This is a genomic window from Acinetobacter sp. ACNIH2, assembly GCF_002934965.1.
Taxonomy (GTDB): domain Bacteria; phylum Pseudomonadota; class Gammaproteobacteria; order Pseudomonadales; family Moraxellaceae; genus Acinetobacter; species Acinetobacter tandoii.
This window is the reverse complement of record NZ_CP026415.1, coordinates 37,609-59,586: the sequence shown is the minus strand read 5'-3', so window position 1 is coordinate 59,586 and position 21,978 is coordinate 37,609. Positions and strand designations below refer to the sequence as shown.

The following is a 21,978-nucleotide window of genomic DNA, read 5'->3' as shown; positions in this document are numbered from 1 at the left end:
TCATTGAAATAATGGCATAATACTTGTTTTCTGACGACGAATATGATGACACATTTCAATGAGTTACATCTCATCTTAAACAAATATCTAAAGTGGAACAAGTCACGTGTAAAATGTTTTACACTGATTATGCTGGCATTAATTGTAAAACAGACATGTAATCTTTCTTCTGCATCTAAAGCCTTACCCATCACGTGCTTACCACAATCATTTTATCGACGTATACAACGCTTCTTTGCAGATCAGTATTTCGATTATCGTCAAATTTCTCAGTTAATTTTCAATATATTTTCATTCGATAAAGTCCAATTAACTTTGGATAGAACCAACTGGAAATGGGGAAAACGAGATATCAATATCTTGATGTTAGCCATCGTCTATCGTGGAATAGCGATACCTATTGTTTGGACATTGCTCAATAAACGTGGAAATTCAGATACAAAAGAGCGTATTGCTTTGATTCAACGCTTTATCTCCATTTTTGGTAAAGATCGTATTGTGAATGTGTTCGCAGACAGAGAATTTATCGGTGAGAAATGGTTTACATGGTTAATTGAAAATGACATTAACTTCTGTATACGTGTTAAAAAAACTTTATTGTGACCAATCACTTAGCCAAGAATCATAAAATTAGTGATTTATTTCGTCATCTTCAAGTTGGTCAAACAGAATGTCGTAAACGACGTATTTGGGTTGGTCGAGTGAAACTGTATATTAGTGCGCTACGATTAGAAGATGGAGAACTTTTACTTGTTGTTTCTCCTATGTTTAATGCTTCTGCTATTGGTGATTATGCATTACGCTGGGAAATCGAAACCTTATTTAGTTGTCTCAAAGGACGTGGATTCAATCTTGAAAATACTCGTTTAACAGACCCTAGACGAGTCAAGAAATTGATAGCAGTGCTAGCGATCGGTTTCTGTTGGTGCTATTTAACAGGTGAATGGCAACATGATCGAAAAAAAGCGATAAAACTAAAGAAGCATGGACGACTTTCAGTAAGTTTATTTCGCTACGGTTTGGACTATGTTCAGATGGCTATTCTACGTTTGATTGGTTTTGGAAAAAAAGAAGAATTTAAGAAAGTGCTAGCAATTTTAAGAAAGAAAAAGCCTGATAGGACAAGGGCCCTATGAAATTTGTCGTGTACAGAGGTCATTATGAACAAATATAGTTCCTATTTTAAACTTCTTTTTCTTTCCAACTAAACGATCTACGTTTTCCTCTAATATTTCATTATCCTCAAAAGGATAGTTATCAATCTCTTGATCAAGAGCACTTATTTCTATATCTAATTTTTTTTGTAAAAAAATTCCATTTAGAGAAACTTCATTAATAATTTTATTATCAACTAAAGTGTCAAAATATTCATTAAAAGCAATTACCTTCAATCCATCTTCTTCAAAAATATCGCCTTCCTTAATACAAACTGTAGTACCTTCAATATCAATTTCAACTGAATTTAATTTATTTGCTTTTCTCCAATCATAGATATAAATAATCACTAAAAATACTAAGAATACTCCACCTAATAAGCCTTGTATCTTTGATGGTATGGGAACAAAAGCAAGTAATAATGTTGCAAAGGCACTGAATAGAGATATTTTTAAAAAAAAGGAATCTCTCAACTTTTTATTAAATATTTTAACTTTCATTATAATTTATAGTCTTTAGATTCTAGAGGTGACTGTACTGTAAATCCTTTGTTTAATAGTGCGTTATGAAGTAAGGACTTATTTAAGGGAACATGTAAAACAGGAATATTTTTTTTAGAGTCCCTGAAAATTGGTAAATTATCCCACAATTGAGTCACTTCATTTTTAAATTGTCCATTTACTGATAAAAGTTCACTGTATGTCGTAAATTCTGGATAAACAACAATAATTGGTAGTTTAAGTACATTCACGCCATAATCAATTTCTTCTCTTAATGCTCTTGAGTTTTTAGTCTTTGAACTTAAAAAAAGAATAATATTTTTTGAATTTCTTAATCTTTCTCTTAACCTAGGTTTTAAGGTTTGCTCCCAATTACTATTATCTCGAACGTTATAAGTCGTTTCATGAGCGTTATAAAATGGAAAACTACCATCTTTTCCTTTCCATGCTTTTAGCATCTGATAATGACAAAAGTCATGTGTAGCATATGCTCCTAATGAAGATGGGTCAAAAGGTTCACTTACATAAAATGCGCTGTAACTATTAATTCTACTCACTTGATTTTCCTTAAATTATTTATATCTTATAATAATGCATTGATTATAAATGACAAGTAATAGAATTAATTCTAAAGATCAAATTGATATATATTTAACATAATGGGCGTTATACGAAGTACACTTGTATATTAATCTAAATATCAACCACTTAATAAAAATAGAAAAATCCAAAAATGACCAAAAAGCCGATTTTGAAACAAGTCGGCTTTTTTATGAGCGGTTTTGATACTTCTTGCCAATAAATTTGACTAAAAAATAGTCAGTTTTGAGGTTTTTCAAATTTTATCAATGCCTCAATGTCCAAAATTATCCACATTTTTTGTGGATAAAATTTAGGCTATTTTGTAAGCCCTGGCTCATACCAATCTCGGCCCTTTGCTGCTATCCGCAATACTGGAAATTTCCTATCATGAAGACATAGAGAGCAGGATGCTCCAGATAAAAAGAATAAGATGAACAACAAGGAACGTGAGATCAGACAGGAGTCAGATCTAAGCGCCAAATATGGAAAAGCCCGACAGGATGTCGGGCTTTTTTATTGCCTATCCTTTCTCATTTGCAAAACAAACATAATGCCCCTAAAATATAGACTATAATCTATATTTTGGTTGTGGTATGTGGACAGTCATTACGACAGATCTATTTAATCAGTGGCTTGAACAGCAAGATGAACCTACACAAGAGAAGGTCCTAGCTGCCCTGGTTGTTCTACAGCAGCAGGGACCGAGTTTAGGCCATCCTTTAGTAGATACTGTGTATGAGTCTAAATTTACCAATATGAAAGAACTGCGTGTTCAACATCGCGGTAGACCCTTAAGAGCTTTCTTCGCATTTGATCCCTTACGACAGGCTATTGTTCTATGTATTGCTGATAAAGGCGGTAAAAAGCGTTTTTATAAAGACATGCTGGATATTGCAGATGAACAATACCAACTTCATCTCACTACCCTAGGAGATAAATCTAATGGCTAAGACTCTGCAAGAATTGTTAGCTAGCCGCTCTCCAGAGAGCCAAGCCCGTATTCAAAAAATGGCTGATGAATTACTGCTAGAAAATCAGCTTCATCTTATTCGTGAAGAACTCGAAATTTCTCAAAAAGAGCTTGCTGAAACTTTGGGAATAAAACAGCCATCGCTTTCAGCAATAGAAAATCGTGGCAATGATCTTAAGATTTCAACCATGAAAAAGTATGTTGAGGCAATGGGTGGGAAGCTCCGTATTGATGTAGAGCTTCCAACAGGAAAACATATAGGATTCAACGTTTAACAATAAAAATGGGAGCTATAGGCTCCCATTTTTAGATTCGTATAACGTTGAACCCAACGGTAAATAGTCGTGTGATCAACATTCACACCCCGTTCGGCCAGCATTTCCTGCAGTTCACGATAGCTAATGCCATATTTACAATACCAGCGCACAGCCCAAAGAATGATTTCGCCCTGAAAATGCCGACCATGGAAAGGATTCATATGCTGCACCTTTAGCTAAAACAGTCTTCAGCTTACCATTCGTGGTTATTTGCAACAGTGCCATTTTAAGTATCTGATGAACCCTTATTCTGCTTCCAAAAGACTTTTACATTATGTAAAGATTGGTGAATTTGTTGACATATACTACCTTCAGGGACAACCATTGTATCAGAGGAGACATTAGCTATCCTGCTAAAGTACATCATACAATTTATACAAATGAGTCATTGAATAGTGTGATCCGTCAATCAAGAAAAGAAAAATCTTTTCTTCCGATGATTCTATGAAGAAAGAAGTAATTTACTTCGCAACATTAAATCCTGCTAAGAAATAGACATTGCCAATCTTATGTGGCATTACTACTCATGACTTTAAGCAATGAATTGATTTACTATTCATTTCGATGGTTGATTAAATGATCATTTATAAAAAATCGGACTTACACAAAATGAGTTACAGACTCTAATATCACCCTCACTTTAAGTGGCATAAGTTATATTACTGCTTTTATCAGACTTATGCTGCAATATATGAGTGTAGGACAGTAGGCTTTTTTACCTCTGTCGCTATATAGCCATAAGTAGTTATGGCACCCCAATCTTCAATTTTGAAAACTACTTCTCAGCCCAGTAAATAGCGCCATTATTTAGTTCTGCTGGTTAAATTCAATCCTAACCATAAGACCACCAATAGCATTTGTCCGATGTAACTCAACTTTTCCGTGATATAAATCGACAATTTGCTTAACAATCGATAAGCCGAGACCACTGCCAATAATGACACTGTTCTGATTCACCCTATAGAATCTTTGGAAAATCAGAGGTATTTGTGCTTCATCCAAACCAATTCCATTATCCTCAATCTGCACAAAGCTATAATTTTTAACACAGCCACAACTGATTTTTATGACACACGGGCGTTCATAACTACGATAGATGATGGCATTCTCTAAAAGATTACGGAGCATAATTTCCAATTGCTCAGGTTGAGCCATAACTAGAGCTGACTCCAGTTGTAACTGTAAGTCAACTTTTTTTTGACAAAGCTGAAAATCCATCATCGAAAGAGTACTTTGAATCACATTAACGAGATCGACCGAGCCTTGAATTTGATGAGCATTGGGTTCAATCCGGGCTAAGGTTAGTAACTGTGTAATCATTCGCGAGGTTTTATCAATGCCAATCATGATGTCCTCAGCTGCTTCTCGTGCCTCCTCAGTCGAACGTGCACTCTGCAAAACTTGTGCATGCAGACGGATCGCCGCCAAAGGTGTACGTAACTCATGGGCTGCATTTGAGGTAAAACGTTTTTCACGTTGCATGCTTTCTGCAACTTCACTCAATAATGTATTTAATGACTTCACCAAAGGTTCGATTTCTTTGGGCACGACAGGGTTGATGGGTTTTAAATGTTCAATCGACTGCTTTTCCAGATTTTGACTGATACTGAATACAGTGGACAAATTGCTACGTACGGTCTGCAAAATCAGCCAAGACAATAATGGTAAAAAAAATGCTGAAACCCCTATTAAAAATAACAGCATATCTCTCTGGATATCCTGACGGATAGTCCAGACCTGTGCAATTTGTACTTGTATAGTGTGGGTGCTGTCCCAAACCGAATAACTGCGATAGGTTTGATTGTGAATATTAATCCAGCCAAAGTTGGCTTGCTGGACAAACGGATGTGTGCCAACGCCAACCGAACGATAAATCAACTTGCCATTACGATGCCAGATCTGGAAAATAATCTGATTATAATGCTCCCCTTGAGCTTTCTCGATGACCGTATGATCCGGGATTTGCCCCGCCAGTGAACTTGAAGTAGTCGAAAGTAAAGCATGGGCTGTTTCAGCCAGTGATTTATCAAAAATATTGTTCGCGGTACGCTGCATTCCCCAGTAAATACAACCTAAACTACCCACCCAGACACTGGCGGTGATGACCATTAAAATAAATGATAGACGTCTGGTCAGTGAATAACTGCGAATGAAATTGGCCATTAATAATTTTCATCCATAATATATCCAAAGCTTTGTACAGTGCGCACGATATTTTTTCCCAGCTTACGCCGTAAATTATGAATATAAACCTGTATCACATTACTGCTCACATCTGCATCATAGGCATAAAATGAGTTTTCTATACTCTCCCGTGAAATGATCCGGCCACGGTTAAGGATAAATAGTTCTAGCAAGTGAAACTCTTTCGGGGTTAATTCAACTTCAGTGTGATCTCTCAGTACCTGTTTAGTCGCTTTATTAACCGCAATATTGCCAATCTGAATCAAATCACTCACTTCTCCTGAAATACGGCGTAATACTGCTTGAATCCGTGCAATAACTTCATACAAATCATAGGGTTTAACTACAAAATCATCTGCCCCAGCATCTAAACCGGAAATTCGCTCCTGAATTTTATCCTGAGCAGTCAAAATAATAACGCCTACTTTATTCTTTTTACGACGCAGTGACTTTAAAATTTCCAATCCATTCCTGTCTGGCAAACCTAAATCAAGCAAAATAAACTGATAATCATAACTCGCCAAAAAATGATAGGCTTGTTCTGCTGTGGTGGCGATATCAACAACAAAATTCGCTTGGTCTAAGCCCCGTGCTGTCGCCTTAGCCAGTAAGACATCGTCTTCAACTAACAATATTCTCACGTCTGAGCTCCCCCTCTCATTCTACTTCTTGCAAGCCTAAATTTTATTTCCGTGAAAACGACAGCTATAGCTGAATTCTGAAAGACATAGCACCGAAATATTTTCGTAAAATACTATTTTATCAAGCTTTTACCGTGCTGCTCAATTAAGTAATCAGCTATACTCTGGCCCCAAAAAGACAGAATACCAGCCGAATAATGACCACACAGGGCATTGATGTATCAGCACTCTACTATATTTTACTCTGCCTGATGATCCTCATGTAAAGGCCATAGTTGATGTGAATTCAGCAATAGCAAACTCAAGCTTTCTGCATAATCAATTTTGGCTTGATCAATTCGACCACGCGCATCAACCAGTTGCTGCGAATGGAGTAACAGTTCATTTAAACTCAATTCACCGAGCTTATATGCTTTTTGCATCAATCCATGTTGTTGCTGTAACTGTGCCAAATTCTGTTGAGCCTGCTCACTCCGTACAGTTGCCGACTCCATCTGCGTGAACCAGTATTGCGTTTCCTGACGCAAACGGTTTTCTACTCGTCCGATCTCAAAATTGGCCTTTTGAGCTTCCGCCATGGCCATACCAGAAGCTATACGCACTTGCCGACTGGCGAGTGGAATTGAAACGCTCACACTCATCAAGTTTTCAACGCCAGACTGTTCACGACTATAGCCCACTCCGACCGTAGGATTAGGTACCCGATTGAGTTGCTCTCTTTTGACTAATGCATCTTGCTGTGCTGCCTGTGTTTTAACCAGCTCAAGCTCATGGTTGGCAGACAAAACCTGCTGTATCCATTCAGTCTGTGTATATTCGAGTGGTCGAATTTTGATGACATCACTGCTCCAGTGTTCTGGAATATTTCCCTGATAATCACGTGACAATAACTGCTGTGCTTGATAGTAAGCTGTTTTAGCCTGCATATATTGCTCTTCGATTTGCCGCGATTCATTGCTAAGTAGCATCAGTTCCAGTCGTGGGGCATCTCCAGCACGAATACGCTGCTGGGTCATTTGCATATAGTGCTGTATTCTTGCTTGCTGTTCCTCTAAACGCGTCAATTGCAAAGCACTGCGCATATATGCAAACCACTGATTTAGCAAATTTTTGGCAACTTCATGTTTGGCATCTTCATATTTTAATTCCGCAATACTCATCCCTCGTTGCGCCAAATCCTGATCCAGCTCGTATTTGCCAGGCAAACGAATCTGCTTTTCAATACCAAAGCTCGGCTCATAACTATTGGACTTTGTTTGACCATCCTGGGCGTTGCTGTTACGAAGCTGCATGCCTGCACGCACGGTCCAGGGATGGCCCAGTTTTAGCCCCTGTCCTGCAAAATTGGCATAGTCCTGGTCCGAAACTGCCGATCGAACAGTTGGATGCTGTAACAAGCTCTGTTTGACCGCATCGAGTTGCGGCAAGACTTGATCCAAAGCGGGTTCCGCGGATACGACAGAAGTCATCATCACACAACAGCCCAAGCCCAGTAAACGTAAGGCTTTACCCAGCAAACGGGGTTGAGTCGCTATCTCTGGTTTCATTCGTTCACTTCTCCTTGACCAGCATAACCCGATGTTATGGTTGGTAATACCCAATAGAAACAGTCACTTGATTTAAATTTCTTTTGGATATGGGCTAAAACTAAAGGTACAGTTGCGAGGGGTAAAATCAACAGAATCAAATTACGCTCAGTTGCACCCCGAATTTTTTCTTGAATGTTGCGATAATGTTGGCGGCTGCCGAAACCTTGTGCCGGGATACAGGTACATCCTGTCACAATCTCGGGAATAAGCCATAAATGGCTCATTAATTCTTCCGCAATATCACTGGAGATGTTGATAGAGAGTTGGCACATTTCAGACATGAGTATCTCGCACTAAACCAAATTGTTTGAACAAGTTAGGAAGTAAAATCAGCGTCAGTAAGGTGCAGGAAATTAATCCCCCAATCACCACGATCGCCAATGGACGCTGAATTTCAGCACCTGGCCCAGTGGTAAAGAGCAAGGGAATTAAACCCAAAGCCGCGATACTTGCAGTCATCATTACTGGACGTAAACGTCGCATCGCCCCCTCACGAACCACTTCTTCAATTGCAACGCCGCGTGAAATGAGCTGGTTAAAATAACCGATCATCACCAAACCATTCAGTACGGCAATCCCCATTAATGCAATAAACCCAACAGAAGCAGGTACCGATAAATATTCACCGGTAATGGCTAAGGCTACGACTCCCCCAATTAAAGCAAAGGGAATATTCACAAAAACCAGTACTGCCTGACGAACAGACCCTAAAGTTGTAAAGAGCAGGAAGAAAATCATGGTCAACGCTGCAGGGACAACCAGCATCAGACGCGCTGCTGCACGTTGTTGATTTTCAAACTGTCCACCCCATTTCAATGAATAGCCGGCCGGTAATTTAACTTTCTGGGCAACCTGCTGTTTTGCTTCCTCGACAAAACCAACTAGATCCCGGTCACGCACATTGGCACGGACAACGGACATTCTTGAAGCATTTTCCCTGTCAATTTTGACGACGCCTTCAGTCTTGACCATTTCTGCTAAAGAGGACAACGGTACAGCCGCTGAGTTTGCAACAGGTAAATTCATGTTCGCGAGGGCAAAACTGGATTGTCCCAGACGTGGATCACCTTTCATCATCAATGGAACTGGTCGCCCCTGTTCAATAATCGAACTAATCTGCTGCCCTTCAATGAGCATTTTGAGTTGTACCTGTATGCTCTGACTATCTAACTGATTGCGGACAGCCATATCACGACGAATACGTAATTCCTGATATTGCACCCCAGAATTTTCCAAAGTCATGACATCTTCACTGCCTTTGATCCCTTGTAGAACGGTAGAGATTTGCTTAGACAGCTGATTCAGCTGATCTAAATCGGTACCAAAAATTTTGACGGCCAAATCTCCACGTACACCCGATAACATTTCTGAAGTCCGCATTTCAATCGGCTGACTAAAGGTGAGATTGACCCCAGGAACATCGGCCAATACATGGCGAATTTTGGCTAAAATCTGCTCCTTACTTTGTCCCTGCCACTGATCTTGCGGTTTCAAAATGACAAAGCTATCGGTTTCATTTAAGCCCATAGGGTCAAGGCCCAGTTCATCCGAACCGGTTCTTGCCACAATGCGGGCCACTTCTGGAACTTGTTTTAGAATTCTTCTTTGAATGTCCAGATCAAGTGCAATCGAATTTTGCAGGCTGATCGATGGCATTTTTTCCAGCTGCAATATGGTGTCACCTTCATCCATGGTTGGCATAAAGGACTTACCAATGAGTGGAAAAATGAGTGCAGCAACCACCAAAGCACCTCCGGCCAAAGCATAAACACGTTTCGGATGGGCCAAACTTGCATTTAACACCTTGCTATATGCCTGTTCCAGCTTAGCAACAATATACGGCGTGTGATGTGCTTGAGATTTTAAAAAATAGGAACACAGCACCGGAATAATCGTTAATGAAAAAATCAGTGAGCTCGACAATGCAAAGACAATGGTCAGTGCCACTGGAGAGAAAAGCTTCCCTTCCAGACCTTGCAACGTCATTAACGGAATGAAGACCAGCATAATAATGATCATTCCTGCAGTCACCGGCACCGCCACCTCACAAACCGCGCGATAAATGACATTCAGCGGGGGTAAAAACGAACGGTGTTTGGACTCGTGTGCATCTGCCAGTTGCATTTCGATATTTTCAACCACCACAACCGCCGCATCGACCAGCAAACCAATGGCAATGGTTAAACCACCCAATGACATCAGGTTGGCACTTAATCCAAACTGACGCATCATTAAGAAAGTACTCAACGCAGATAAAGGTAAAATCGCGGCAACCACCAAAGCGGCTCTTAAATTGCCTAAAAACAACAGCAATAAAATCAGGACCAATACAATCGCCTCGACCAAGGTTTTACTCACGGTATGAATGGCACGATTCACCAGTTCACCACGGTCATAAAAAGGCTTGATCGTAACGCCCGGGGGTAAGTTTTTCTCAATGTCATGCAAATGTTCACGCACACTTTGCACAACCTGACGTGCATTGGCGCCTTTTAAGGTGAGGACAATCCCTTCAACAGCTTCACCCTGACCATTTTCGGTTACCGCTCCGTAACGGGTAAGGGCACCGGTATGAACATCGGCGACATCCTTCACTTGCACCAGCGTCCCCTGATGATTGGAAACAATAATCTCACCCAGCTCTTGTAAATTGGTGACACGACTATCGCTACGAATCAGTAATGATTCTCCATTTTCATTCAGACGACCGGCACCGTCACTTGCATTATTTAATTCAATTGCTTGTTTTAACTGATCAAGAGATAGACCTCTTGATGCCAGAGCATCCAGGTTGGGTGTCACTTCAAAAGTACGTGCCAAACCACCCAGGACATTGACATCCGCTACCCCTTCAATTTTTCTGAGCTGTGGACGGACGACCCGATCGAGCAAGGTTCGTTTTTCCATATCACTCATAGGGCCATGTAAAGTGAACATAAAAGATTCACCTAATGGCGTCGTCATAGGCGCAATCCCACCAGAGGCATTGCCAGGCAAAGCTGACATGACTCCAGTCAAACGCTCATTGACCTGTTGTCGGGCCCAATAAGGATCTGTCCCTTCTGCAAAATCCAGGGTAATGATTGCAATGGCATATTTAGATTGTGAACGTAATACAGTCTGATGAGGAATTCCCAACATTTCCTGTTCTATCGGTACCACAATACGGCTTTCCACCTCTTCTGGCGTCATGCCAGGAGATTTCATCACAATTTGAACCTGTGTACTTGATACATCGGGAAAGGCATCAATCGGCAATTTTGTAAATGCCAAATAACCTGCAACACTGATTGCCACACCCAATAACAGCATTAGGATTCGTTGACTCAGTGAAAATGCAATAATACGTTTTAACATGTGCCTAACCTCATTTCATCGCAGTGCTACTACTGGCAGGTGGTGCCTGCTCTGCACCGAAACCTGACCAAACGGCTTTTAGACGTTCGACACCATTCACAGCAACTTGAATTCCAGGTTTTAATGTGTTTCCAATCACATGACTTTGCTGCTGGTTCGCACCCACCAATTCCACCGGCATTGCAAAGAAACCATTTTGGTTCTTGATAAAAATGAAGTGCTTGTTATCTTTTAAAGTCAAGGCAGTACTTGGTATTACCCATGCAGTTTCTGTTGTCGGGTTATGGCTTTGAATATTCGCTTTAATAAACTGTTGTACTTTTAAACAGTTATCCTTGGCATTCATCTGAACTAAAACATTTTGAGATTGCGTATTGTCTGAAAGTGCTGGTGCAATTTTTTGTACCTGCCCAGTAATTTCACACCCCTCAACTTTAACCAGATCGCCAATCTGGATATATTTGCTATCCGCTAAAGGGGCTTGCAACATTAATTGCAAAGGTAGATCACTATTCACCAACTGACCCAGTACTGCGCCGGTTTCTACATATTGACCTGCAGATACCTGTAAACTTTCTACACTGCCTTTGGCGGGACTTTTAACATACACTACGGAATTCAGTCCCTGACTGCTACTTCCTCCCATAAACTGCAACATGCGTTGCTTGGCACTCAAATCAATATTCAGTCGTTGCACTACATTCTGGGCTTCCTGTACACGTTTTTCAGCAATAATCCCTTCAGCATATAAACTGCGTTCACGTGCCAAATTTTGGCTGGCCAATTGCAGTTGTGCACGAATTTGTAAAATTTCATTTTGAATCTGAATTAAATCAGGGCTATGAATGGCCAGTACAGGATTATGGAGACCCACTTCGGCTAAAGGTTGCACCAGTACCTGTTGAACTATCCCCGCTATCGGGCTGGTTAAGACCACTTTACTTTGAGGTGACCACTGCGCTTGCCCCTGCAAAGTCAGTGCAAGTTGTACATCACTTGTCGCTTGTCCTAAAGTTTGTAATTGAATACCTGCCTGTTGAATCTGTGTGGGCGAAATTAAAATCTGATTACCAGAGACATCTATGGTTTCTGTTTCATTGGCGGTTACATTTTGTGGCTTTGATTTTTCCGCTTTATTTTTATTAAATAGTGAACTGCTCGCCCACCAAACTCCTAAAATTACCAAGACCAATGTGCAAATACTGAGAAATATTTTATTATTTCGTAATACACTCACTTGTTGACTCACTGATCTACCCTCAAAAATATTTTCTCTCAGGATAAATTTAAGTTCTTAAGATCTAATTAAGTTTGGAAATCCAATTTTTTCAGGATCTAAAGGGTAATTTCCACCTAAGCATAATATCTCGGTTATTTCTAAAGAGCAGATGAAGGCGGAAAAAGAAAACCATATCCCCCTTATCTCGAGAAGCAATGAGTTTGCTTAAATCAATTCAAGAATATACTCAGTCACAAAATTTCATCTCCGTTAAAGGGCCAGTTAATAAATATCCCTACAATGTCGTGAAAATACATTCATCTACTTTACTTTATAAATTTTAATCATTATTTTTTTAGAGCAAAATTAATCATGCACGATTTCAATCTGAATTGATTCAGATTGAAATCAATTATTTTTATTTTTACTTTATCCTAAAAATTATTACGCTGGATTAAATCAAAACTATTAAATTAATATCGCTTATACTTTTAATAAATAGTAATTCTGCTACAATCTAACCATCTTACTTGGATAATTGAGACAATCTAAGTGATCATGGTTTTAGGAAGATTGCTCGCATTCTCAGCAATCTTGTTACAGATTGCTGTTTTTTTACAGCCTTTACTTCCAGAGAAATATCAAATTTCTCCTGTCTGTGAAACTATTGTCCATGCACTTCAACTAAATAACTCACACCATGTGCATAGCTCAGATCATTCTTCGCATACTCACTCTCATCAAGAGTTGAATTTAGCTAATCATGATACTGAAAAGCTTAATCATGCACATCTTGAACAAAAAACTTCGTCCAGTCATCATCACGATGCAAATCATCAATGTCAGTACTGTGTGGTTTACGCACATGTCGTTCCTTTACCAGACATTCGCGTTAAAGAAATACTTGTTAGAGTTCAAGTTCGGTTATTAGCTTTTAAAGAAGCTTTCTTTCATATCTTCTTTATTTTAAATCAATTATTTCTTATCCCTCAAGGTCGAGCACCTCCTCTCTCTTTTGCTGTCTAAATTTATTGGCAATTCCTTATTGTTTTGAAATTTAATTAGTTGAAGAGACTAATCGCTATGTTATTACTTTTAAAAAATGCACGTATCTGTGTAGGCACACGCATATCAGAGCATATGAACCGTACCGGGTTTGTCGGAGAGTCAATATTCTGAGAGACTATCCCGATGACAAAATTAAAATATACCCCTGAAATCAGAGAAAGAGCGGTTCAATTATTGATTGAATCTGAAAAAGATTATCCTTCTACTTGGGCTGCAATCACAGCAATTGCGCCTAAGATTGGTTGTACTCCTGAAACACTTCGTGCCTGGCATCAAAAGCATTTAGATCAGCAAAATCCTATTAAAGTACAACAGATATCTGATCAAGAAAAAATGAAGCAAATGGAACGTGAAATTAAAGAATTAAAGCGTGCCAATGAAATTCTACGTAAAGCAGCCGCTTTTTTCGCCCAGGCGGAGAGAGGTCTCTAAATTTAGGCTATTTGATCAGTACCTTTATTTTCGCAGCAGTATTTATAGCTTTGCTATTCTTTCAAATCCGCTCTAAATTTTACCGTCCTTATTTGTATTGGTTTACCATCATCGCCAGTACGACCGTAGGTACGACACTGGCTGATTTGATCGATCGATCTTTGGGGATTGGTTATATCGGCGGAAGTAGCCTATTGCTCGGTTTGGTCTGCTTGTCTTTATTCAGCTGGTATAAGGTTGAAGGCAGTATTTCACCGCATACGGTGAATTATCCACGGGCAGAAATTTTCTATTGGTTAACCATTACCTTTTCCCAAACCTTAGGGACGGCTTTAGGAGATTGGTCAGCAGACACCATGGGGCTGGGTTATAGCGGTGGAATTATCCTTTTCGTCGGTCTTATTCTCATGATTTTGGCCCTGTACAAATTCACTCATGTTTCAAGAACCTTACTGTTTTGGAGTGCATTTGTTTTAACCCGCCCTTTGGGGGCTGTGGTGGGGGATTTCCTGGATAAACCGATCGCTTCGGGTGGTTTGGATTTAAGTCGCTTTACTGCTTCAGCTGTCATTTTGATTGCGATTCTAGTGTGTATTCACTTTAGCAATAAAACGACTGCAAAAAAGGCCTAAATATATAAAGTCGTATTGATATCGAAACATTGATTGGATCTGTGCGCTGACAAAATATGACAGTAAGCCCTGCTAAAAATGCTTTCAACGAGGAAATTTTTTCGCCATGATTCCATTGATTCAAGCCAATCAGCAATTGTTCATCTTGAGCATCCTTGTATTTTCACTGGTTATTCTTTTGTGGGTATTACAGTACTGGATTATTCAGCATGGCAAGCAATTATTTGATTCAGTTGTGCAGTATGGGGGAACGTTTAAACAGCAGGTGGGAAAAAGCAATTTATTCATTCGAATAAAATACAAGTACCCCCGTTTTTTTGGTTTTTTGTCGAAAAGATTTCAGCTCCAGCATTTTTATGGCTTACCTCTGACGCTTTTATTTTTAGCCATGGGCTATATTTTAGCTTTGTTTACCGGACTTGTTGAAGATGTGGTTACTTCAGACTCCATCGTGACAATGGATTATTTTGTTTCCCAACAGATGAATATGCTGCATCAACCCAGCGTAGTGGATTTTTTTATTTTCATCACCAGTTTTGGTTCTACAGCAATTTCTTGTTTGATTGTGATTTTAGTCGGTGTGATCTGCTGGATCATTCGCCAACCCTATATATTAATAGGGTTGCTGGTCTCCACTATAGGAAGTTCTATATTTACCTTCCTGAGTAAACTCTTATTTCATCGCGTGCGACCAGCAGATGCTTTACTGCTGGAGCAATCCTACTCATTCCCTAGTGGACATGCCACCATTGCTATTGCCTTATATGGATTTCTTGCTTACCTGGCTATTCGTTTTAGCCCAAATTTTATCAGACAAGTCCGTATATTTTTTACGATGTTTCTTTTTGCTGTACTTTTAGGCCTAAGTAGAATTGTCTTAAATGAGCATTACTTAAGTGATGTGCTGGGTGGTTTTTTGGTAGGAACATTATGGTTAATTGTCAGTATTAGTCTGACAGAATGGTTAAGTGCCAGAGGAAAAATTATTTGGCAAATACCTGGGTCAGCTATGCAGACTTATACAGTAAGCCTAAGCATTATTTTGGTTCTGCTTGCTGCGCTAATCTATGCAGAAGTCTATCAATTTCCATTGTTGGCTTAAGTAAAATCAACTTTTAAGATCTTTTAGTGGACAAGTAAAATAATTGACCAAATAATAAAAATAATGAGAAGTGCTGAAAATTGTGCCGCACTTCTCATATCTTTTGCCTTTTTGGAATGCATGTTTTTCAAGCGAAATACGATCTAAAACAGCTTCAATCGCAGAATTGAATAATTCCACAATTACAGCCAGTAAACAGACAGCCACCATCAGTGCCCGTTCTATAGAAGAAACAGCAATAAAAAAGCTCATAGGAATTAGAATAAGATCAATTAATACGATTTGACGAAAAGCTGCCTATTTTTAGACGCTGTTTTAGATCCTAAAAATGAATAGCCAGTGGCTACTAGAATCCGTTTTAAAATTTTTTTGCCTTTTAATCACGGTTTTTGAAATTAGCCAATAATAATCTCTACAGATGAAATAAATTTATTATAATCATCCTGATAACAAAAAGGATATACCTTGTGCGCCATTCTTATCATATTGAAAAACATTACATCGAACGTGCGGGATGGTTGCGTGCAGCTGTGCTGGGGGCAAATGACGGGATTATTTCAGTCACAAGTCTCGTGGTGGGAATCGCAGCCAGTGGAGCATCTACCCATACTGTACTGGTGACCTGTATCGCCGGATTAATATCTGGAGCTGCATCGATGGCTGCAGGTGAATACATCTCCGTTAAATCGCAACAAGACATTGAAAAGAATGATCTGCAGATGGAAGAACGTGAACTGCAACGCCATCCTGAACATGAATTAAATGAGCTAAAAAATATTTACATACAGCGTGGATTACAACCCGCTTTAGCGCAAGAAGTCGCGCAACAACTGACTGCACACAATGCTTTAGATGCACATGCGCGTGATGAAATTGGTATTTCAGATCATACTTCTGCCCAGCCGTTTCGTGCTGCCTTCTCTTCAGCCATTGCATTTACTGTAGGCTCATTATTTCCTTTAATTTCAATTATGCTTCTGCCTGAGCGATACTTAGAGAAAGGCGTCATGCTGATTGGGGTATTAAGTCTCGGAATTATGGGTGCCTTGGCCAGTTATGCGGGCGGCGCCAGTATTTGGAGAGGTTCGATTCGGGTAATGATTTGGGGTATTATTGCCATGTTATTCAGTGCTTGGATTGGATCATTATTTAATGTTGCGGTGGCATAAGATCCTTTTTTGTATAATCCAAATATTCCCACTCCATGAGGAGTATAGATAATAAGTCTATAGAAATACCTGACCTATCTGACATGCTTTATATCAATAAAGCATGTTGTTCTAGGTGAACAATATGCCTATTTTCTATAGTTATAGATCTAAATCATTTCATTTTTTTAAAAAGCATACTTTTTAATACATTATCTTTGAAAATAAAATGGTGGATTAATGCAGCACAAGCATGTAAACCTACGACTGTAATAAAGAAGTTACCTAAAAATTGATGCATCTGACCAATATATTTAACCTCTCTAACACTGCTCAAAAGTGGCAAATTTAAAGAGAATACTTGGAAGTTATCAGTGAAACTCGATAATGCAAGCCAGCCCGCTATTGGAACGACACATAAACTTACGTAAAGCGTAAATCTGACAATTTTAAATAATTTTATTTGATACGGATTAATGATCTCATTTTGAGGAATACTTCTTTTATAGAGAAAAACAACACTCAACCGCACGAAAAATAGAATAAATATTGAAATTCCACCTATAACATGAATCTGGCCCTGCAAACCTGTTCTTGTTGGATCTCCACTCGTCAAATATACAATTACAACTAAAACAAAGGTAATCCAGTGCATTATTATCATAGGTTTAGGATAATTATTGTTCATATTTTTTTCCTGAATTTTAAATATTTATATAAAACTGAACCGATGAAAAAAGAATAGATAAAATTTATCTAGTAAAGTAGTCGTAGCCCAAGTTGGCTGCAGATCATCTCCCAACTTGAAGATCTTTTGTAATTTCAACATACCTCATTTCTAGCCTATACATGGTACTACTATAATCTTAAAAATAACTTGCCAGACGCTTAGAAACTTTGGGCACGAAGGTTTATTTTTAATAGGCAGCTTATAAATGTTATTTCAGACATTGGATTGGGGAAAGCCTGCAAATGCAGGCTTGGTCTTATTTTTGTACTGGACCGATAGTATTAAAAAAATACACATCATAATTGCGATAATGTAAAACTTGAACATTCGCATAATGAGGGGTAAAGGAGTTGCTGCGAGCCAGCACGACAAGGGCTTGTCCAGCTTTGATCTGTTGATCAAGCATGGAGTCGGACCAAAGGTATTGCCTACGTTCGGGTTCAAAAATCAGGCCATCCTTGAGTTGTTCTGAACTACTGTCCTGGCTGGCATTCTCCCAGTCATCCACCAAATAAACAGGTTTTTGTAGATTGAGAAGGAATGGAACATCATAAAAATAGTTGTGATAAAACACAATTGGCATATTTGCCTTAATATTTTTCTGGAAAGAAACCTGATTCGCATTATTTTGCACATCAAGAATTCTGACCCCAAGACTCACGCTCATACAGAGCATTATTGCCATACTGAACATCAGTGAAAAATAGGAAATTCGCTGTTTGAGATAATAAAAAATGAGCAGAATACTGAATATAAGAATTCCAGCTCCCAAGCTATAGAGGGCACTGTTGCAAATAGCGATTTGAGTCGATGATGTTCCCTTTAAAAAGTACTTAGAGACCGAAAACCCTGTTGATTAGACACACTTCACCCTGAGGCTGACCATAATAAAATGACGATGCTTGTCCTTTACGTAGTGCACGCATGACTTCAATACCTTTAATTGTGGCATAAGCCGTCTTCATAGATTTGAATCCTAATGTGGCCCTGATGATCCGCTTTAGCTTGCCATGATCACATTCAATCACGTTATTTTTATACTTAATCTGCCTGTGCTCAAGGTCTGGTGGACATTTACCTTCCCGTTTTAACCGTGATAAAGCACGTCCATATGTGGGTGCTTTATCCGTGTTGATCACTTGTGGAATTTGCCACTTCTTCACATTATTTAAAATTTTTCCAAGAAAACAATATGCTGATTTGGTATTACGTCTAGAAGAAAGATAAAAATCAATGGTATCGCCACGTTGATCGACTGCACGATACAGATAAGACCATCGTCCATTCACTTTTACATAGGTTTCATCAATATGCCACGAGCTCAGATCTGTAGGATTACGCCAATACCAGCGTAAACGTTTTTCTATTTCAGGAGCATAACGTTGAACCCAACGGTAAATAGTCGTGTGATCAACATTCACACCCCGTTCGGCCAGCATTTCCTGCAGTTCACGATAGCTAATGCCATATTTACAATACCAGCGCACAGCCCAAAGAATGATTTCGCCCTGAAAATGCCGACCATGGAAAGGATTCATATGCTGCACCTTTAGCTAAAACAGTCTTCAGCTTACCATTCGTGGTTATTTGCAACAGTGCCTTAATTCTTTGATTTCACGTTCCATTTGCTTCATTTTTTCTTGATCAGAGATCTGTTGTACTTTGATAGGATTTTGCTCATCTAAATGCTTTTGATGCCAAGCACGAAGTGTTTCAGGAGTACAACCAATCTTAGGCGCAATAGCTGTGATCGCAGCCCAATTAGATGGATAGTCTTTTTCAGATTCAATCAATAATTGAACCGCTCTTTCTCTGATTTCAGGGGTATATTTTAATTTGGTCATCGGAACATTCTCTCAGAATACTGAGTCTCCGACAAACCCGGTACGGTTCAAACTGCTATAAAGTGGTATTGTTCACTAGTACACTCATTTATGAAGGATTAAAGGTAACCATCCGATAAAGCACCCAACACATCCCTCGCTTCAGTAGCTTTGCAGTAAGTACTAAATTCAAATCCCGTATGTAGATATATTCGCCTTTTGGATGGAGAACAAGCTCTGCACCACCAAAGCCCACATTTATTACATTGCCTTACCCTGCAACGTTTAATCCATCCATTACAGCAATACTACCCGTTCACATTACTTTATCTCGGCTGATAATCAGCGTAGTAACTTTAGCCAATCTCGCTGCAATTTCCATGTCAGGAATTTGTCCACTTATTCCAATGATGATGAGAACTGCAGCATTGACTTAGATCGCCAGTGCTCAGTACTGGCCATCATGTAGCTTTTATCGCTTTAGCGCCTTAACTTATTTAAGTGGCGTAACTTGCATAACTTATACATCCTATTTAAGTGATGTAAGTTATAGTATTCCGTGTCAGGAATCTGTCTACTTATCAGCGTCCGCGGAACTGCAGGATTTCTGCTTTGTTGTTCGCAACGAGGGCTAATTCTGGAGTTCCGTATAAGGCATAATCAATAACGACGCCTGATGCGAACATAGCGATTGGGCTGAAACGGAAGGTATCAGGAGCAATCGCTTTGGCAGAATTCCCCAAGGTGCTCACAATAAGATTCACATTGATGAAATCTGGCTTTCTACTCAGCCCATGGATATGCGAGCAGTTACTTATACTGCTCTTTCTCATGTCCTAAAAGCCTTTGACCATGTCAAATCGCAACATTGAGGTTATCTTGTTTTGGAATAAGCGTGGTCATTGTATGAAAGTGTTGATACATGATGGACTGGGTATTCAAAGCTCTACGGTTGGAACAAGCAACATTTCACTGGACTCAAACTCATCATAGTGAAACAATTACAAGCATTGATTCAGAGTTTCGCTTGATAAAGAATTTGACAATGTGCATCAAACATCATGACATCAATTCAGTCAGCCAAGCTGAATAGCCTAGATCCGTGTCTGTGCAGAAAAGGACGCCTTCATATAAAATAACTCAAATAGATAAATTACCACCACACTGCTAGAGCCTGAGCTGAATTTAAAAATATCTATAGGGTTCACCGGGGACTTACAGTAAATTTAACTTGGATAAAAAATATCCCCCTTAAAAAAGTGGGATATTTTTAATTTATTTATTTAATATTTCTTTTAATTCATCTGCACTATATGTCGATAAATTTTCTATAGCTGCTCGAACAATACTTGAACGATTTATTCTTGCATTTTGCCCTTTTACAACCAGCTCATCAATTAGTTTACTAATATCTTCATTGAGAGAAAAAGTGTAACGAATAAATTTTTTTTCACTTGATTCTAAAGCCTTTACCCTCTTTTCTGCACCAGATATAAATGCATCTAACATTTTATCTTGTTCAGTAGGTTCAGGTTTTTTGTTTAGCCCAGTTAAACCAGCCATAGTTATACTCCTAAAAACTCTCTTGCAATACTTTCAATTTCAGCTTTCGCTTTAGGATCACTATTTACTTCAAAAACCGAAAGCCCATTTTCATCTGCATCATCATAAACATTTCGATTTGTTGTGATTGAATTCAATGCATCAATACCAAATGATTTGCATGCCTCTTTTGCATCTAAAATTCTTTGAACTTGAGAAGGAAGAGTTGGACACTGAGTAATAATTGCTCTAGCTTTCAGATTTGGATTTACTGTCTTTGCTAATTTTAAAACTTGTTCCATATGATCTAAAGTTTTTAGATCTCTTCGTTTGGGTCTAAACGGCAATAACATATGTGTAGCTATAGTCATTGCTGAACGTAATGCTTCAGAATCCTGTCCACCTGCATCAATGATAATATCTTGGTATCTTTTATCTAAATCTTTTAAAACTGAACGTATATTCCCTGATGCTTGTACTGATGGAATATTATTTAATTCATCGTTTTCATCTCTTTCTTTGACCCAATCTGTTGTTGTTCCTTGAGGGTCAGCATCTAATAAGAGGACGTCTCTTTGACTTTGTTGTAAGTAAACTGCAAGATTTTGAGCTAAACAGCTTTTACCAGCACCGCCTTTTTCACCACCAACTAAGATAATCATAATTTATGTAAGTTACGTAAGTTTGTTTGTGTATAATTTAACGGTGATTTATGAAGTAATCAACTATCATGAAAAAAAAAATTAAAAAAAAAGTTATCCACAAAAGAATGGTCTTTTTGAATTTATATATATTTATTTAAATTTATTATTTATATCTCTGCTCAAAGCTTGACTAGCAAAGGGATACAGGAAGTATATGTTGACAAATTCCTACCAATAAGTTGACTTTTTCCTGTTTCTGAGTTGACAAATTCCTACCAATAAGTTGACTTTTTCCTGTTTCTAAGTTGACAAATTCTGTGCATAAGTTGACAAATTCTTTTAT

Annotated in this window: 20 protein-coding genes and 6 pseudogenes; 9 read left to right on the top strand and 17 right to left on the bottom strand. The window is 38.8% G+C overall.

Annotation, left to right across the window (positions count from 1 at the left end):
• The first annotated feature begins 45 nt into the window (after positions 1-45).
• Positions 46-1,136, top strand: a protein-coding gene (locus tag C3F34_RS18640; protein WP_104442269.1) for an IS4 family transposase whose coding sequence is annotated in 2 segments (ribosomal slippage) — positions 46-586 and positions 586-1,136 — 1,092 coding nt in all. Because the reading frame shifts where the segments join, the coding sequence is not laid out codon by codon here.
• Here the strand turns inward: C3F34_RS18640 and C3F34_RS18635 are convergent.
• Positions 1,131-1,655, bottom strand: coding sequence for a macro domain-containing protein (locus C3F34_RS18635; RefSeq protein ID WP_228155377.1), 525 nt, complete (start codon positions 1,653-1,655; stop codon positions 1,131-1,133). The genes C3F34_RS18640 and C3F34_RS18635 overlap by 6 nt on opposite strands.
• Positions 1,655-2,113, bottom strand: a complete 459-nt coding sequence (locus C3F34_RS18630; protein ID WP_019383562.1) for a TIR domain-containing protein — start codon at positions 2,111-2,113, stop codon at positions 1,655-1,657. Before C3F34_RS18630 ends, C3F34_RS18635 begins: the two co-directional genes overlap by 1 nt.
• Positions 2,114-2,830: 717 nt before the next feature.
• Between C3F34_RS18630 and C3F34_RS18625 the strand changes: the two genes are divergently transcribed.
• Together C3F34_RS18625 and C3F34_RS18620 are read left to right on the top strand one after the other, a co-directional pair.
• The gene (locus tag C3F34_RS18625) at positions 2,831-3,187 is read left to right on the top strand and encodes a type II toxin-antitoxin system RelE/ParE family toxin (protein WP_019383563.1); all 357 of its coding nucleotides are present in this window, start codon (positions 2,831-2,833) and stop codon (positions 3,185-3,187) included.
• A complete protein-coding gene (locus tag C3F34_RS18620; protein WP_001140620.1) occupies positions 3,180-3,482 on the top strand; it encodes a helix-turn-helix domain-containing protein in 303 nt (100 codons plus the stop codon). The genes C3F34_RS18625 and C3F34_RS18620 overlap by 8 nt, the downstream gene beginning before the upstream one ends.
• A 41-nt stretch (positions 3,483-3,523) precedes the next feature.
• Here C3F34_RS18620 and C3F34_RS18615 read toward each other — a convergent pair.
• Positions 3,524-3,685 (bottom strand): annotated as a pseudogene (locus C3F34_RS18615) (IS6 family transposase); the annotation flags it as partial.
• Between the two features lie 167 nt (positions 3,686-3,852).
• Here C3F34_RS18615 and C3F34_RS18610 point away from each other — a divergent pair.
• Positions 3,853-4,016, top strand: a pseudogene (locus tag C3F34_RS18610) (IS256 family transposase); the annotation flags it as partial.
• A 315-nt stretch (positions 4,017-4,331) separates the two neighbouring features.
• Here C3F34_RS18610 and C3F34_RS18605 read toward each other — a convergent pair.
• The 6 genes from C3F34_RS18605 to C3F34_RS18580 form a co-directional block, all read right to left on the bottom strand.
• Positions 4,332-5,687, bottom strand: coding sequence for an ATP-binding protein (locus C3F34_RS18605; RefSeq protein ID WP_016165442.1), 1,356 nt, complete (start codon positions 5,685-5,687; stop codon positions 4,332-4,334).
• Positions 5,687-6,349, bottom strand: a complete 663-nt coding sequence (locus C3F34_RS18600; protein ID WP_092692964.1) for a response regulator — start codon at positions 6,347-6,349, stop codon at positions 5,687-5,689. Before C3F34_RS18600 ends, C3F34_RS18605 begins: the two co-directional genes overlap by 1 nt.
• Positions 6,350-6,588: 239 nt before the next feature.
• Positions 6,589-7,896, bottom strand: a complete 1,308-nt coding sequence (locus C3F34_RS18595; RefSeq protein ID WP_104442406.1) for a TolC family protein — start codon at positions 7,894-7,896, stop codon at positions 6,589-6,591.
• Entirely contained in the window at positions 7,893-8,219 is a 327-nt protein-coding gene (locus tag C3F34_RS18590; protein ID WP_016165445.1) for a DUF3240 family protein, read from the bottom strand. The genes C3F34_RS18595 and C3F34_RS18590 overlap by 4 nt, the downstream gene beginning before the upstream one ends.
• Entirely contained in the window at positions 8,212-11,295 is a 3,084-nt protein-coding gene (locus C3F34_RS18585) for an efflux RND transporter permease subunit (RefSeq protein ID WP_104442405.1), read from the bottom strand. Before C3F34_RS18585 ends, C3F34_RS18590 begins: the two co-directional genes overlap by 8 nt.
• Before the next feature lie 10 nt (positions 11,296-11,305).
• Positions 11,306-12,544 carry an efflux RND transporter periplasmic adaptor subunit gene (locus C3F34_RS18580; protein ID WP_092692956.1) on the bottom strand — a complete coding sequence of 413 codons (1,239 nt, stop codon included), beginning with the start codon at positions 12,542-12,544 and terminating at the stop codon, positions 11,306-11,308.
• 528 nt (positions 12,545-13,072) lie between these two features.
• On the opposite strand from C3F34_RS18580, the gene C3F34_RS18575 reads away from it, so the two are divergent.
• The 4 genes and pseudogenes from C3F34_RS18575 (at position 13,073) to C3F34_RS18560 (ending at position 15,748) form a co-directional block, all read left to right on the top strand.
• Complete coding sequence (locus C3F34_RS18575; protein WP_004827113.1) at positions 13,073-13,540, top strand: DUF2946 domain-containing protein; 468 nt, start codon at positions 13,073-13,075, stop codon at positions 13,538-13,540.
• 165 nt (positions 13,541-13,705) lie between these two features.
• A pseudogene (locus C3F34_RS18570) lies at positions 13,706-14,007 on the top strand (transposase); the annotation flags it as partial.
• Positions 14,008-14,646 (top strand): annotated as a pseudogene (locus C3F34_RS18565) (hypothetical protein); the annotation flags it as partial.
• 106 nt (positions 14,647-14,752) lie between these two features.
• The gene (locus C3F34_RS18560; RefSeq protein WP_004827121.1) at positions 14,753-15,748 is read left to right on the top strand and encodes a phosphatase PAP2 family protein; all 996 of its coding nucleotides are present in this window, start codon (positions 14,753-14,755) and stop codon (positions 15,746-15,748) included.
• A gap of 23 nt (positions 15,749-15,771) precedes the next feature.
• Here the strand turns inward: C3F34_RS18560 and C3F34_RS18555 are convergent.
• Positions 15,772-16,113: pseudogene (locus tag C3F34_RS18555) on the bottom strand (diacylglycerol kinase).
• 102 nt (positions 16,114-16,215) lie between these two features.
• Here C3F34_RS18555 and C3F34_RS18550 point away from each other — a divergent pair.
• Positions 16,216-16,917 carry a VIT1/CCC1 transporter family protein gene (locus C3F34_RS18550; protein WP_004761016.1) on the top strand — a complete coding sequence of 234 codons (702 nt, stop codon included), beginning with the start codon at positions 16,216-16,218 and terminating at the stop codon, positions 16,915-16,917.
• A 154-nt stretch (positions 16,918-17,071) separates the two neighbouring features.
• Here C3F34_RS18550 and C3F34_RS18545 read toward each other — a convergent pair whose 3' ends face one another.
• The 7 genes and pseudogenes from C3F34_RS18545 to C3F34_RS18510 form a co-directional block, all read right to left on the bottom strand.
• Positions 17,072-17,584: a cytochrome b gene (locus C3F34_RS18545; protein WP_004761014.1), complete on the bottom strand. Its 513-nt coding sequence runs from the start codon at positions 17,582-17,584 to the stop codon at positions 17,072-17,074.
• 298 nt (positions 17,585-17,882) lie between these two features.
• On the bottom strand, positions 17,883-18,311 hold the full coding sequence (locus C3F34_RS18540) for a hypothetical protein (protein WP_034708183.1): 429 nt from the start codon (positions 18,309-18,311) through the stop codon (positions 17,883-17,885).
• Positions 18,312-18,459: 148 nt separating this feature from the next.
• Positions 18,460-19,164 carry an IS6-like element IS1006 family transposase gene (locus C3F34_RS18535; RefSeq protein ID WP_001067784.1) on the bottom strand — a complete coding sequence of 235 codons (705 nt, stop codon included), beginning with the start codon at positions 19,162-19,164 and terminating at the stop codon, positions 18,460-18,462.
• 60 nt (positions 19,165-19,224) lie between these two features.
• A pseudogene (locus tag C3F34_RS18530) lies at positions 19,225-19,470 on the bottom strand (transposase); the annotation flags it as partial.
• A 560-nt stretch (positions 19,471-20,030) separates the two neighbouring features.
• Entirely contained in the window at positions 20,031-20,201 is a 171-nt protein-coding gene (locus C3F34_RS20635; protein WP_017400106.1) for a hypothetical protein, read from the bottom strand.
• 523 nt (positions 20,202-20,724) lie between these two features.
• A complete protein-coding gene (locus C3F34_RS18515) occupies positions 20,725-21,012 on the bottom strand; it encodes a hypothetical protein (protein WP_000908082.1) in 288 nt (95 codons plus the stop codon).
• A 2-nt stretch (positions 21,013-21,014) separates the two neighbouring features.
• On the bottom strand, positions 21,015-21,653 hold the full coding sequence (locus tag C3F34_RS18510; protein WP_000585007.1) for an AAA family ATPase: 639 nt from the start codon (positions 21,651-21,653) through the stop codon (positions 21,015-21,017).
• Between the last annotated feature and the right edge of the window lie 325 nt (positions 21,654-21,978).

Excerpts from the sequence above, each read along its gene's own strand:
- C3F34_RS18635 (WP_228155377.1), bottom strand. The coding sequence starts at position 1,655 with ATGAAAGTTAAAATATTTAATAAAAAGTTGAGAGATTCCTTTTTTTTA.
- C3F34_RS18630 (WP_019383562.1), bottom strand. The coding sequence starts at position 2,113 with ATGCTAAAAGCATGGAAAGGAAAAGATGGTAGTTTTCCATTTTATAAC.
- C3F34_RS18625 (WP_019383563.1), top strand. The coding sequence starts at position 2,831 with ATGTGGACAGTCATTACGACAGATCTATTTAATCAGTGGCTTGAACAG.
- C3F34_RS18620 (WP_001140620.1), top strand. The coding sequence starts at position 3,180 with ATGGCTAAGACTCTGCAAGAATTGTTAGCTAGCCGCTCTCCAGAGAGC.
- C3F34_RS18605 (WP_016165442.1), bottom strand. The coding sequence starts at position 5,687 with ATGGCCAATTTCATTCGCAGTTATTCACTGACCAGACGTCTATCATTT.
- C3F34_RS18595 (WP_104442406.1), bottom strand. The coding sequence starts at position 7,896 with ATGAAACCAGAGATAGCGACTCAACCCCGTTTGCTGGGTAAAGCCTTA.
- C3F34_RS18590 (WP_016165445.1), bottom strand. The coding sequence starts at position 8,219 with ATGTCTGAAATGTGCCAACTCTCTATCAACATCTCCAGTGATATTGCG.
- C3F34_RS18585 (WP_104442405.1), bottom strand. The coding sequence starts at position 11,295 with ATGTTAAAACGTATTATTGCATTTTCACTGAGTCAACGAATCCTAATG.
- C3F34_RS18575 (WP_004827113.1), top strand. The coding sequence starts at position 13,073 with ATGGTTTTAGGAAGATTGCTCGCATTCTCAGCAATCTTGTTACAGATT.
- C3F34_RS18560 (WP_004827121.1), top strand. The coding sequence starts at position 14,753 with ATGATTCCATTGATTCAAGCCAATCAGCAATTGTTCATCTTGAGCATC.
- C3F34_RS18545 (WP_004761014.1), bottom strand. The coding sequence starts at position 17,584 with ATGAACAATAATTATCCTAAACCTATGATAATAATGCACTGGATTACC.
- C3F34_RS18540 (WP_034708183.1), bottom strand. The coding sequence starts at position 18,311 with ATGGCAATAATGCTCTGTATGAGCGTGAGTCTTGGGGTCAGAATTCTT.
- C3F34_RS18535 (WP_001067784.1), bottom strand. The coding sequence starts at position 19,164 with ATGAATCCTTTCCATGGTCGGCATTTTCAGGGCGAAATCATTCTTTGG.
- C3F34_RS18515 (WP_000908082.1), bottom strand. The coding sequence starts at position 21,012 with ATGGCTGGTTTAACTGGGCTAAACAAAAAACCTGAACCTACTGAACAA.
- C3F34_RS18510 (WP_000585007.1), bottom strand. The coding sequence starts at position 21,653 with ATGATTATCTTAGTTGGTGGTGAAAAAGGCGGTGCTGGTAAAAGCTGT.